12 protein-coding genes are annotated in these 13,950 nt (G+C 42.9%); 10 read left to right on the top strand and 2 right to left on the bottom strand.

What is annotated here, in order from left to right:
• The first annotated feature begins 18 nt into the window (after positions 1–18).
• The 8 genes from WAZ74_RS12590 to WAZ74_RS12625 all read left to right on the top strand — a co-directional run bounded on the left by WAZ74_RS12590 (position 19) and on the right by WAZ74_RS12625 (position 10,632).
• Positions 19–888, top strand: a complete 870-nt coding sequence (locus tag WAZ74_RS12590) for a hypothetical protein (RefSeq protein WP_422308648.1) — start codon at positions 19–21, stop codon at positions 886–888.
• A gap of 153 nt (positions 889–1,041) precedes the next feature.
• Positions 1,042–2,151 (top strand): 3-phosphoserine/phosphohydroxythreonine transaminase, encoded by a 1,110-nt coding sequence (serC, locus tag WAZ74_RS12595; protein ID WP_422308649.1) that lies wholly within the window; start codon positions 1,042–1,044, stop codon positions 2,149–2,151.
• A 266-nt stretch (positions 2,152–2,417) separates the two neighbouring features.
• A complete protein-coding gene (locus tag WAZ74_RS12600; RefSeq protein ID WP_422308650.1) occupies positions 2,418–4,262 on the top strand; it encodes an extracellular solute-binding protein in 1,845 nt (614 codons plus the stop codon).
• Between the two features lie 69 nt (positions 4,263–4,331).
• Positions 4,332–5,111: a hydroxyacylglutathione hydrolase gene (gene gloB / locus WAZ74_RS12605; RefSeq protein ID WP_422308651.1), complete on the top strand. Its 780-nt coding sequence runs from the start codon at positions 4,332–4,334 to the stop codon at positions 5,109–5,111.
• Positions 5,112–5,274: 163 nt separating this feature from the next.
• Positions 5,275–6,345 carry a microcin C ABC transporter permease YejB gene (yejB, locus tag WAZ74_RS12610; protein ID WP_422308652.1) on the top strand — a complete coding sequence of 357 codons (1,071 nt, stop codon included), beginning with the start codon at positions 5,275–5,277 and terminating at the stop codon, positions 6,343–6,345.
• Positions 6,346–6,356: 11 nt separating this feature from the next.
• A complete protein-coding gene (locus WAZ74_RS12615) occupies positions 6,357–7,430 on the top strand; it encodes an ABC transporter permease (RefSeq protein WP_422308697.1) in 1,074 nt (357 codons plus the stop codon).
• Positions 7,431–7,437: 7 nt separating this feature from the next.
• On the top strand, positions 7,438–9,096 hold the full coding sequence (locus WAZ74_RS12620) for an ABC transporter ATP-binding protein (protein WP_422308698.1): 1,659 nt from the start codon (positions 7,438–7,440) through the stop codon (positions 9,094–9,096).
• Between the two features lie 207 nt (positions 9,097–9,303).
• On the top strand, positions 9,304–10,632 hold the full coding sequence (locus tag WAZ74_RS12625; RefSeq protein ID WP_422308653.1) for an iron-containing alcohol dehydrogenase: 1,329 nt from the start codon (positions 9,304–9,306) through the stop codon (positions 10,630–10,632).
• Between the two features lie 302 nt (positions 10,633–10,934).
• On the opposite strand, the gene folE is transcribed toward WAZ74_RS12625, so the two are convergent.
• On the bottom strand, positions 10,935–11,531 hold the full coding sequence (gene folE, locus WAZ74_RS12630) for a GTP cyclohydrolase I FolE (protein WP_422308654.1): 597 nt from the start codon (positions 11,529–11,531) through the stop codon (positions 10,935–10,937).
• A gap of 371 nt (positions 11,532–11,902) precedes the next feature.
• Between folE and WAZ74_RS12635 the strand changes: the two genes are divergently transcribed.
• A complete protein-coding gene (locus WAZ74_RS12635) occupies positions 11,903–12,709 on the top strand; it encodes an enoyl-ACP reductase FabI (RefSeq protein WP_422308655.1) in 807 nt (268 codons plus the stop codon).
• A 111-nt stretch (positions 12,710–12,820) separates the two neighbouring features.
• Entirely contained in the window at positions 12,821–13,519 is a 699-nt protein-coding gene (locus WAZ74_RS12640; protein WP_422308656.1) for a YoaK family protein, read from the top strand.
• A 34-nt stretch (positions 13,520–13,553) separates the two neighbouring features.
• Here the strand turns inward: WAZ74_RS12640 and WAZ74_RS12645 are convergent, their stop codons facing one another.
• Positions 13,554–13,715, bottom strand: a complete 162-nt coding sequence (locus WAZ74_RS12645) for a hypothetical protein (RefSeq protein ID WP_422308657.1) — start codon at positions 13,713–13,715, stop codon at positions 13,554–13,556.
• Between the last annotated feature and the right edge of the window lie 235 nt (positions 13,716–13,950).

The raw sequence follows: 13,950 nt of genomic DNA on the forward strand, positions 1-13,950 counted from the left end.
GTAGGATAGTAGAGTCGTATGAGTGATATCCAAGGCCCGCTAATTGTATTGCAGCATCGTATGCAGCAGCGCCAGATTTTAGCGATGATGGGTATCAATCAGTGGGTGCAGCCAAGCTCAGAAACCCTTAACATCGCAGATATTGCTGTGCCTACTACAAATCCTCAAGGCATCAATCAGGCTATTTCTTCTCCGGCTAGCACTGAACAGCCAAGCGTTGAATCTCCCCATACTGATGCTATAAACGTCGAGATGTCACATATAATATCTGCGGATGCTCCATCAAGTATCGTAGATGATGAGTCTATTAATCATTATTATAATGATGCTAATGATAAAAATTTAAGCCATTCTGACTCACAAAGTCCTGTTACCTATAGCTTTGACACAACTGCTCCCGATATCTCTAATCAAACCGTTACATCCCTCGTAGATACTGTGGTACAGCATAGCGCTATTGCCGAGATAAATAATATTGAAGGCTTTCAGGGTCATAGTTTTAAAGAGGACAGCTTTAAAAAAGTAGCACCTTTTGACTTACAAGGTGGTCGCTACGGTAACTGGGTAATATTGGTTGATATCCAAGCCCTTAATAATGACAGTCAAAAGCTCTGGAAAAATATCACGCAAGCATTATCAATTGATTGTGAAACCACATCATTCCCTATATGTGAAGGTATGGATACGGCTGAGCTTGCCAATGCCAGCTTTGCTGGATATGTCTTTAAAATTGGTCGAAGCGAAGAGATACAAGTGGTCACATTAACGGCACTGCCTGATGGTCTTGAGCATCCTAATCTGACTACTGCACCCACTTTAGATGAAATGCTTACCGATAGTCGCTTAAAACGTCAGCTTTGGGAGATGCTCTCTAGCTCCGCTGATTAATAACAAATGTTTTAAAAGTTTGGTATAACAGCAAATTTGTGCACAAGCAAAAATTCTTTAGCAACTAAAATAAAAAATGTAAGAAGTATTTTAATTATTAAGTTTTCAATCCCAACTAACAACGATGATGCCATCAACTTTAGGATAATGATTATGACGACCAAAGCTACTCCTAACCGTACCCCTAACTTTTCAGCGGGTCCTGCGACGATACCGACTGCAGTATTATCACGTGCTCAAGAAGAGTTGCTTGACTGGCAAGGACGTGGTGTATCGGTGATGGAAATCAGCCATCGTAGTAAAGAGTACATCGCCATTACTGAGAAAGCCGAAGCTAAACTGCGCTCATTGATGGACATTCCAGACAACTATAAAGTGCTGTTTTTACAAGGTGGTGCCAGTTTACAGTTTTCAGCGATTCCATTGAACCTGTTAAAAGATGGACGCGCAGATTATCTAACGACTGGTACTTGGTCAGAAAAGGCGGTCAAGGAAGCACAGCGCTATGCCAAGCTTGGTCTTGGTGAGATTAATCAGGTTGCAACAGGCAAAGACAGTAACTTTACTGATGTACCAGCTGAAAGTGACTGGAATATGAGTGAAGATGCAGCGTACTTTCATTACTGCGCTAATGAGACTATTCATGGTTTGCAGATATTTGAGCCACCACAAGTCGATGCGCCCATTATCGTTGACATGTCATCTTGCATTTTGTCACAGCCAATCGACGTGTCTAAATTTGGGATGATTTATGCGGGTGCGCAAAAGAATATTGGCCCTGCAGGTTTAGTAATTGTCATTATTCGTGAAGACTTATTAGGGCAAGCTAGTGAGTGGTGTCCACTGCTGATGAACTATGAGCACCAAGTAGATAAAGAGTCGATGTCAAACACGCCAGCGACTTACTCTTGGTATTTGGCTGGACTGGTTTTTGATTGGTTGGAAGAGCAGGGCGGCGTTGCTGCTATCGGCAAAATTAATCAGCAAAAAGCAGATCTGCTTTATAAGACGATTGATGACAGTAGCTTTTATAGTAATCCAGTTGCCCCGAAGTACCGCTCTATCATGAACGTGCCGTTTACTTTGGCCGATAGCAGCCTCGATAAGGTGTTTCTAGAAGAGTCAGAAGCAGCGGGCTTATTGCATCTAAAAGGTCACCGCGATGTTGGCGGTATGCGTGCCAGTATTTACAATGCCGTATCGTTAGATTGGGTACAGCAATTGGTCGACTTTATGATAGCGTTTGAAAAAAAGCACGCTTAAGTACTTATAAGTTTTAAAAAAGACGCACTTTTTATGGGTTGCGTCTTTTTTTATGGCAAATTAACATTCTGTTTTGCTTAGTAAGACAATAGGTAGCACTTAACATTGCAAACCATTAGGTTAAAAAACCTAAGTTTGATATGATAAAATTTTGCGGTATTTATCGCTTTTCATGATTTATTATTTAAGCTGACATTATCTTGCCGTTATTGGGTAAACTCTTAATATAGTCATTGGTTGCATAGAGGGTTGGTGATAACTTTATTATGATAAAAAATACCATGCTAAAGACCGTCTTGTTCGCTGCAACATTAGGGGCAATGGTGAGCTGGATACCTGCCAGTATCGCGGCCCCAATCACGACGGCTGCGCTTGGTCATAATAGTCCTACTGAATATATTGACGCGCCTTTTATGCCTTATGCCAATCCAAAGGCGCCAACAGGTGGCACGTTATCGCTTGATGCGCGCGGTACTTTTAATAGCGCCAATCAATGGATGACCACTGGTGTCGCAATGATTGGTACTAACTATCTTTATGATACTTTGATGACCGGCTCACTAAATGAAGCATTCACCATGTATCCACAGCTGGCAAGTAAGGTCACTTATGACCCTGATGACACCAGCTGGATCATCTATCATATTAATCCTGCCGCTCGTTTTTGGGATGGAACGCCGGTCACCAGTCACGATGTGAAAGCGACCTATAATGCACTATTAAACAAAGGGCCAATGTATATTCGCAGCTATTTGGGCGACATCAAAGATATTCAAATTATTGATAAGCAACGTGTGAAGTTTGTCTTTGCCTCTGATGATAATAAAGAGATTTTATTAACGGTCGGGCAATTTCCTATTTTTGCAAAATCTTCTATTGATGCTGACTTTGAGAAAATCAGCTTGACGCCGTTAATGGGCAGTGGGCCTTATAAGCTTGGACGCGTCGACGCGGGTCGTTCAGTTAGCTACGTGCGTGATCCCAATTATTGGGGTCGTGATTTGATGGTCAATCGCGGTCGTTATAATTTCGATATGATTAAGTTTGTCTATTATCAAAGTGATGAGATTGCCTTTGAAGGCTTTAAGTCCGGTCAATATCGTTTTCGCCCTGAAAATAAAGCCTCTAATTGGGCGACAGGTTATAATTTTCCTGCTGTCAAAGCCGGTCTTATTAATAAAGAGACCATAAGTAGTGAAAATCCAGTACCGATGCAAGGACTGGTGATGAATATGCGCCGGCCCATTTTTCAAGATATTCGCGTCCGTCAAGCACTGAGCAAGGCTTACGACTTTGAGTGGATGAATAAAACCTTGTTTCATGGACAGTATGAGCGCTTACAGAGCTTTTTTCATGGCTCAGAGCTTGCGGCAACCGGTACGCCATCAGCGGCTGAAATGGAAGTGTTAACACCTTTACTATCTAATCTTGAGCCAATTCAACGTCAAGCCGTATTAGCAGAATGGCAGTTGCCAACCAGTGACGGTAGCGGCTTTAACCGTGCAGAGTTATTAAAAGCGCGGCAGTTATTACTAGATGCTGGGTTTTATTATCAAGATATGAAATTATACCAACCTGATGGCAAGCTTGCTCGGATTGAGATATTAATGACAGGCGACAGCATGGCGCGCGTACTGCTGCCTTATATTCGCAATTTAAAGCGCCTAGGGTTTGAGGCGAGCTTACGTCAAGTTGATGGACCACAATATTACGAACGTGTGCGCCGTTTTGACTATGATATGGTGGTTGATGTATTTGCTCAGAGCTTATCTCCTGGTGCCGAGCAAATTGGCTTCTGGGGAAGCTCTACCGCCGACCAAGCCGGCAATAGAAATACTATTGGTATTAAAAATACAGCGATTGACACGGTTATAGAAAAACTGGGTAATGCTAAAAATCGTGACGAGATTATTTTATATACTCACGTGCTTGATCGTCTGCTCCGTGCGGGTCATTACTTAGTGCCTTTATATGGTAAGTCGGCTACCAATGTCGCTTACTGGAATCAATACCGTCATACTGAGAAACTGCCGTCCAATGCTATTGGTATCGACTACTGGTGGACAGATAAAGCCGCAGAAGCCCGCGTTAATAAATATTTAAAACAATAGTCATTTTTAATTTAAAAAGATTTAATAGCACACCTGAGTGATAAAGATAACTACTAGTAAGGATTTAACATGAGTATTCGTATTCACCCCATTAAAGCATTTAATGACAACTATATTTGGACGTTAATTAATGACAGTAATAAACAAGCCATTGTTATTGATCCGGGCCAAGCTGAGCCTGTTATTAGATATTTAGAAGAAAATGAGCTGGAGCTAACCTCGATTTGGACCACTCATCATCATCATGATCATATCGGCGGCGTCGCAGAGCTACAAGAGTCTTATCCGATGACCCATTTGGTCGCCCACGCTGAACATAATGTCGATGAAGATCAGACCATAAAAGATGGCAGTACAGTAAGCGCGTGGGGCAGTGCGGCGCAAGTATGGGATGTGTCTGGGCATACTGCCAGTCATATGGCTTATATCTTAGATATTGACGGTCATAAGCATTGTTTTTGTGGTGATACGCTATTTAGTGCCGGTTGCGGGCGTGTTTTTACTGGGACCATTGAACAATTACACGACAGCTTTAAGCGCTTAAATGGCTTACCTAGCGAAACGTTGCTATATCCTGCGCACGAATATACGGCAAGCAACTTACGTTTCGGTCTGTCTATTGAGCCTGACAATGCTGCAATGCAGCGAGCATTGGCGCAAGCAGAAGAAAAAACGGCACAAGGTATACCGACATTGCCAGTTACTTTAGAGCATGAGCGTTCGGCAAATGTGTTTTTGCGCACGCAAGAGCCTAGTGTGGTAGCAGGGGTGAAAGCGAAAGTAAATCTTGATGATGAAAAATCTTTGACCATCTTTGCCGCTTTACGTGAGCTTAAAAATAACTTCTAGATGCTAAGCACTAACCAATAACCAATAACCAATAACCAATAACCAATAACCAATAACCAATAACCAATAACCAATAACCAATGCTTCTATTGCCGCTTTACTGATAAATATTAGCTGCTTATTTCTCTGTTATCATATTTGTTTATGTTAGGAAGCCGTCATTATGGGTCGTTATATCTTAAAAAGATTATTGCTGATATTACCGACGCTTTTTTTGATATTGCTGGCAAACTTCGTCATTGTACAAGCCGCGCCCGGTGGCCCTGTTGAACAGCAGCTCGCACTTATCGAGCAAGGCGCAAAAGACAATGCGCTTGGCGGTAATATTGGCGCGGGCAGTGCAAGCGGCAATAACAGCACCTATCAAGGGACTCGCGGATTGTCCGAGGAGATGGTTGCTGCCATTAATGCGCAATACGGCTTTGATAAATCTGCGCCTGAGCGCTTTTGGCTGATGCTAAAGAACTATGTAAAGCTAGATTTTGGTGAGTCGTTTTTTAAAGGGCAGTCGGTCACGGATTTGATTGTCGAGAAGTTGCCCGTTTCCATCTCGCTTGGGCTTTGGAGTACGCTGCTGATTTATATGATAGCCATTCCGCTTGGTGTCTATAAAGCCATGCATCATGGCTCAGGGATCGATAAAGCAACGGCGATGCTGCTTGCTATTGGGCATGCGATACCGGTCTTTGTATTTGCTGTGATTTTATTGGTGTTTTTTGCGGGCGGCAGCTACTGGAATATTTTTCCACTGCAAGGATTAACCTCAGAGAATTTTGATCAATTAAGCACACTTGGCAAGGTTAAAGATTATTTTTGGCATTTGGCATTGCCACTATTGGCAAGCACCGTCGGTGGTTTTGCTGGCTTGACCTATCTGACTAAGTTTAGCTTTTTAGAAGAGCTCGGTAAGCAATATGTGCTCACTGCACGTGCAAAAGGTTTGGGGGAACGTCAAGTGTTATACGGACACGTTTTTCGTAATGCCATGTTGATTATTATCGCCGGTATCCCAGCCGCTATCGTTGGGATTTTCTTTGCTGGTAATTTCCTTATTGAGATTATCTTTAAGCTTGATGGTTTGGGATTGTTAGGTTTCGAAGCCATTCAACAGCGTGATTATCCAGTGATATTCGGTACGCTATTTATCTTTACCTTGGTCGGGCTGCTATTACAGTTGATCAGTGATTTAAGTTATCACTTAATCGATCCGCGTATTGATTTTGAGGGGCGCTAATGTCAGATAAAATGTCAAGTCACTCGCTATCCTCAAATGCCTCTTCTATCTCTTTACAAAGAAAATCGCGCCTAAATCCTATCTGGCAGGCGCGGCTTAACCGCTTTCGCCGTAATCGTCTTGGTGTGATATCGCTGCTAATTTTTGCGGTGATATTCATTATTTGTATGGCAGCCAATGTGATTGCCAATGACAAGCCGCTGTTAGTACAGTACCAAGGCGATTATTATTTTCCAGTCCTAAAAGCCTATCCTGAAACGACCTTTGGCGGTGTGTTTGAGACCGAAGCTAATTACAAGGATCCTGCGGTGCAAGCGCTGATTGATGAGCAGGGCTTTTATATGATGCCGCCCATTCCATTTGCCGATCAAACACCTAACGTTGAGCTAGGTATTCCATATCCAGCAGCGCCCAACAGTCAGAACTGGCTTGGTACAGACGATTTGGGTCGCGATGTGCTGGCGCGCATACTTTATGGCATGCGGGTGTCGTTACTATTTGGTTTAGCATTAACACTTGCTGGCGCGTTAATTGGGATTATTGTTGGTGCGATACAAGGTTATTACGGTGGCTGGGTGGATTTGGCAGGGCAGCGCTTCATGGAAGTGTGGGGCGGGATGCCGCAGCTGTTCATGATTATTATTTTGGTCAGCTTATTCAGCCCCAGTATCACCATGCTATTTGCAATGATGCTACTATTTGGCTGGATGGGCTTGGTCGGTTTGGTGCGGGCTGAGTTTTTGCGCGCGCGTAACTTTGATTATGTGCGTGCGGCGCGTAATCTTGGCATTTCGGACAGTCAGATTATGCTCAGACATATTTTGCCCAATGCGTTAGCCTCAAGCTTGTCTCAACTGCCTTTTATTTTAACGGCCAATATTATTGCTCTGACGGCGTTAGACTTCTTAGGTTATGGTTTGCCGCCTGGGTCGCCGTCGCTCGGTGAGCTGATGGTACAAGGGAAAAACAATCTCGATGCACCTTGGCTTGCGCTATCTGGATTCTTTAGCTTAACCTTTATTTTATCATTGCTAATTTTCGTTGGCGAAGCGCTGCGTGATGCGTTTGATCCGAGGCGTTCTTAAAATGACTATGAATGATACACAAACTGACGACCTAAACCATAGCAATACATCGCAAAAGCTAATGTTGACCGTCGATAAGCTCAGCATCGTAACTGATGCAGGTATTACTCTGGTCGATAAGCTATCGTATGAGCTGAGGCAAAAGCAAACCCTGGCTATCGTTGGTGAGTCAGGCTCTGGTAAATCTATTGCCAGTTTGGCGCTATTGGGGCTGTTGCCCGATAATTTGAGCATTAGCGGTAAGGTGCAGCTAGCAAATTCAACAGGGTTGACTGTGCTACCGATAGCCAATGGGAAAGGGCGTAATACTGCGCTGCGATCTATTCGTGGGCAGCGTATCGGCATGGTATTTCAAGAGCCGATGACCGCATTAAACCCGCTACATACGGTTGGCAAGCAAATCGCGGAGTCTCTCCGTCTAAGCGGTATACCTAAAAAACAATGGCACAGTCAAACCATCGATTTACTAAACGATGTCAATATTACTAACCCGACTGATAAGCTCAACCGCTATCCGCATGAGCTATCAGGTGGTCAACGCCAGCGTGTAATGATCGCCATGGCTTTGGCGCAGCAGCCTGATATTTTAATCGCTGATGAACCAACCACCGCGCTTGATGTCACTTTGCAACATGAAATCCTTGAGCTGTTGGATAATCTTAAGCGTCAGCATAATATGGCGATGGTGCTCATCAGTCATGACTTAAATTTAGTCAGGCGCTACAGTGATGAGGTCATCGTCATGCGCCAAGGGCAGACGATTGAGCAAGGTGAAACCCATGCTGTCTTTAGTCAGCCTAAAGCAGATTATACTCGCTCACTGATTCAGCAAGACTTTGGAGAAGCATTAAATTTCTCTAATGATGATCAGAATCAGAAATTAATCGTGCTGCAGGTAAATAATCTTCAAGTACAGTTTGCCATTGAAAAAAGCTTGTTTGGTGGTACTAAGCGCTGGTTTGATGCAGTAAAAGATTTAGATATGACCCTACAAAAAGGGCAAGCGTTGGGTATTGTTGGTGAGTCAGGCTCTGGAAAAACCACCATAGCGCTTGCGTTGACTCAGTTGCTCAGCAATCAAGCGCGAGTCAGTGGGCAGATAATAGTCAATGAACAAGATATTTCAAAATTGTCTAAAAAAGAGTTACGTATCTTTCGTTCGCAAATTCAGATGGTATTTCAAGACCCCTTTGCCAGTATCAATCCTCGTATGACGGTCATGCAAATCGTAGAAGAAGGGTTGCTAGTACAAGGCGTTGATAAAATAGCGCGGCAGCAAGCGGTGATGGACAGTCTTGCTACCGTGCATCTGCCAGCTGATTTTGCGCAGCGCTATCCGCATGAGCTATCAGGTGGTCAGCGCCAACGCGTGGCTCTTGCCCGCGCCCTGATTATGCAGCCCAGTCTATTGATATTGGATGAACCGACTTCTGCACTTGATAGTACCACGCAGGTGACTGTAGTGAACTTGCTACGTGAAATTCAACAAAAACTGCAAATCAGTTATGTGTTTATCAGCCATGACTTAAAAGTCGTACGTGCCTTATGTCAGCATATTATGGTAGTTAAAGATGGTGTGTGTGTGGAATCTGGGAGTACTGAAGATATTTTTAATCATCCACAGCATCCGTATGCTCAGCGGTTATTGCAGGCGAGTGCGCTTTAGCTCAGTCAGATAGCGTTAAATAATCAGAACATAGCAGTTCATCATAATCGCGACATCCTAAAAACGGTAATGGTACAATAATTTAAACAGTAGTTTACTTTATGTAGACCCTCATACTATCTATATATCACTTAAACAATAGTTTCGTCGGCTCTTTAAAATTCTCTTCATTACTATGGTTAGCATCATCAAAAAGGATTTTTGCTCATGAAAAAACAAAACAGCTTCTCTAAATTAGTAAATAATAATTCATTGCAATATGCCGGTTATTTGGCAGTTGCCAAAACGCGTGCCAAAGTGCTAAAAGCGTTCGCTTATGTGGTACCTATCAGAAGACCAATGTTATTTGTCGGTGAAACCTCTTGTGATGAGCTATGTGATATGGTCATCAACGAAGGCAGTACCAACGTATTTATCGTCACCGATGAGGTATTAAACAAACTTGGCATACCAGCCAAAGTTACTGATTATTTAGATGCAAAAAATATCAGCTATAAAGTCTATGACGGTATTACGCCAGATCCTACTTTTAAAGTGATTGAAGAAGGCCTGCGCCAATCTGTAGATGCTAAGTGCGATTCGATTATTGCCATCGGTGGTGGCTCGGTCATTGATGCCGCTAAGATGATTGCGATGTCGCAAGGCAATAACTGCAAGCCGAAACAGCTTATTGGTATTCTTAAAGCAAGAAAGCCTTCGGTTCCGCTATATTGTATTCCTACGACTGCTGGTACTGGCTCAGAAGCAACGCTTGGTGCGGTCGTATCAGACGATGAAACTCATCAAAAAGCACTGTCTATCGATCCAAGAATGGTGCCGTTAGCCGCAGCTATTGACCCTGTTATTATGAAAGGTATGCCAGCACACATTACAGCGGACACAGGTATTGATGTATTGACGCATGCGTTAGAGGCATGGATGAGCGCCAATGCTAGCGTTGAGACGGATTATTATGCGGCCTCTGCTGTTAAATCGGTTATGCATTATCTACCGATAGTTTATAAAGACGGCGGCAATCTTAAAGCAAGAGAAGAGATGGGTATCGCCGCTCACTATGGTGGTATCGCCTTTAATAAAGCAGGTTTGGGCTACGTCCATGCCATCGCTCACCAATTAGGGGCGCACTATAGTATTCCCCATGGTCGCGCTAATGCCATCGTTCTGCCTTATGTACTTGATGTAAACCGTCAAGCGACCAAAAAGAGATTGGCTGAATTGGCTAGAAAAACGGGAATGGTCAAAGCGGGTCAAGCCAGCAGTAGTGATAGTGATATCGCTGATCATCTAATCGCTCAAGTGCGCAGTTTGATTGAAACCTTAAATATCGATCCGACAGTCAAAGGCATGGAAACTAGCGATTTTGATAATATGACCAAAGCCGCGGCAAAAGAAGTGAGTGATACTTATGCGGTGCCAACCTATCTATCAGCGTCTGAGATAAAAAATATCTTAATAAAGATTAAGCAGGCAAGTGACAAGCGTGCGAGTAGTGACTCTAAAACTGATAGTGATTCTAAAAGTAATAAAGTCGCTTAATAAGCATTAAAAGTAAAAAAGAGCATATTACTAAGAAAGTAATGGGCTCTTTTTTTTGATTTTATATTTAGCTTATAGTGGATCCACTTTTAAAAGAATACAGTGCTACTGGGATTGATTATTCGCAGCCTCTGTCTGCGTAGGCACAGCAAGCAAGAAAAATTGATACCAGTAGCACGTTATAGTATTTATATTTTTTTTATTTAGGATTGACTATAGTAATAGCTCAAACAATAAAAAAGGATGCCTCATTAATAGACATCCTTTCTTTATTTCTCTAACTTGTTTTTTTTAACCAAAACTTAAAAAGCGGGTTTACGCTTTGGCACCGCATCCAAAAACTCATTGCGCGCTTGATTGTCGTGTACATACTCACCTAACATCGACATCGTTCGTGTAGTAGAGTGTTGCTTATTGACACCGCGCATCATCATACACATATGAGCGGCATCCATCACGACTGCCACACCGCGGCAACCCGTCACATCCATAATCGTTTGCGCTATTTGTTCGCTTAAATTTTCTTGAACTTGCAAGCGACGAGCAAACATATCGACGATACGAGCAAATTTTGATAAACCTAATACGTGCCCATTTGGTAAATAACCGATGTGCGCGACACCATGAAAGGGTAACAGGTGGTGTTCACATAATGAATAAAATTCAATGTTTTGTACCAGTACCAGCTCACGGTTGGTTGATGGAAACAAGGCGTCATTAACGACCTCATCTAGGCTTTGATGATAGCCTTTGGTCAAATGTGCAAACGCTTTGGCGGCACGTATTGGCGTATCTTCAAGTCCTGGACGATGCAAGTCTTCACCTGTTGAGGCGATGAGCTGGCGATAGGACTCGGTACTTTCTTGATAATCTGATGTTATTGTTGGGGTATTGCTCATAAGTTTGGCAGCCATCCAAAATGTGGGTGTAGCTTAACGCTAAATCCCTAATTAGCAACAGTTACAAACAACGGTTGTAAAGGATTTTTATAAAAATTGTGCAAGCTTGGAAGGGTTGAGATTATACTTGAAATCAGCTTAACTTCATACCGTTAAGGACAATACCTCTCATCTATATAAAATAAGGTGGTCTGCAGTATTGTAGGTCAAGGACATAAATAGTTGGCTTAAGAAATTCGATAAGACAGTTATAGTTTACGACTGTTTACTTAAATTGATTCGTGTATAATAAAGCAACTTTTATATTTATAATTGCTACTTCTCATAAAAAATTATCTTAACAAATGTTAATCGTTTAACAAGGAAATATTATGCTACTCCAAGGACAACGTTTTGTCGTCACCGGCATCGCAAGTAAGCTTTCTATCGCTTGGGCCATCGCTGAAGCCCTGCATCGTGAAGGCGCGTCTTTAATTCTGACTTATCCCAATGATAAAATAAAAAAACGTGTGGATATGGCCGCTGAAAAATTTGAGGCGGACCTGGTCCTTGAATGTGATGTAGCCTCTGATGAGTCTATTGCCGCCTGCTTTGAGCAAGTCACGGCGCATTGGGGCGATGGTATTGATGGCGTGGTACACGCGATTGGTTTTGCACCAATGGATCAGCTTGATGGCGATTTTGTCAACGCGACCACTCGTGAAGGCAGTAGCATTGCTCATGATATTTCAAGCTACAGCTTTGTGGCATTGGCAAAAGCCTCGCGCGCGTTGCTTGCCGTGCGTCACGGCTCAATGTTGACATTGACCTATGAAGGTAGCATTTCAGTATTGCCAAATTATAATGTTATGGGTATGGCAAAGGCCAGTCTTGAAGCCAGTGTCCGCTATCTTGCTACTTCTATGGGCGGTGAAGGCATTCGTGTCAATGCCATCTCGGCAGGTCCTATTCGTACGCTTGCCGCCAGTGGTATCAAATCATTCCGTAAGATGCTAGATATCAGTGAAAAAATTGCACCGCTACAGCGCAATATTACCCAAGCTGAAGTTGGCAATGCCGCGTTATTTTTATTATCACCGTGGGCATCTGGTATCACAGGTGAGATTATGTTCGTTGATGCAGGCTTCAATACCGTTGCCATTAGTGAGCAGTTAATGATGGTAGATGAAACAAAGTAATCGTATTTGATAGTTAATTATATGGTTTTAGAAATACGCAAGGCAGCCAATCGGCTGCCTTTTTTGGTTATACTATGGGCTTTTGCAGTAATAAGCCATTAGGCGACGAATATGATAACCAGACTACCAAAATGGATATTGTGGGGCGGGGCAGTACTGGCATTTAGTGCAGGCTGCGTCAATACTGCAGCATTGATGGGTTTTACCAATTTGTCAGTCTCTCATGTGACGGGCAACGTGAGCTTATTTGCAGCGGCTATTGCTTATTTAGATGCGCGCAGTATTTTATTCATCGGTGCGATATTACTATCATTTTTGGCAGGTGCAATTTTGAGTGGCTTTGTCATTGGACAAAGGTCCTTAAAATTAGGCAGACGTTATGGCACTGCGCTATACATTGAAGCAGCATTATTGTTAATAAGCTATTGGCTATATCAGCAACATGATTACTTAGGACAGTTAGCCGCCGCCATGGCATGTGGATTACAGAATGCGATGGTAGCGACTTATAGTGGCGCAGTTATTCGTACGACACACTTGACAGGGCTAACCTCAGACATGGGCGCTGCCATCGGTAACTGGCTGGCGGGTCGGCGTATCAGTAAGCCGACATTAGGATTTCAAGCCATTATTTGGTACTGCTTTTGCGGCGGCAGTGCCGTAGGCGCATTTTTATATGCCAGAGTAGGCTACGGTGCGTTGTTCTTACCCATTGCCATTGTTTTGACTGCTGCGTTTGTTTACAACTACGTATCAGACCGTTTACCAGAGAAAAGACAACCAAGACAAAAAAAGCGCTCATCGGTTTGATGAGCGCTTTTCTATTTTATTCTAGCTAAGCAGACTACTTATCGTCTTCTTCATGATCTTCGTGTTCGTGCATACCTTGCATCATATCGAGAGCTGAGTCATCGGTACGCTGTTGGTCCTTTTTGGCAAGGCCATCTTGATTGATATCTTGTCTTGCCATTTTAGTCGTTGAGTCAGTCTTATTGTCGTCTGCCATGAGGCGCTCCTATTTGTTTTTATGAACGTTCTTTGTACTAACTTACTAAGTATGTGATACTGCTTATGCGTTGTACAGGGAAGATGTGAGCCTGTTTAGTGACGGTATGTAACTTTGTATCAAACTGACTCGAAACGCTCTGAAATAGATTTTGTCGTGATTAATATAGCTGATTAGTTTTGGATAAGTAAAGTTAAAATCATATGGCTGATATGTTTTTTACTATGTCTATACG

Source organism: Psychrobacter sp. (genome assembly GCF_049295055.1).
GTDB lineage: Bacteria > Pseudomonadota > Gammaproteobacteria > Pseudomonadales > Moraxellaceae > Psychrobacter.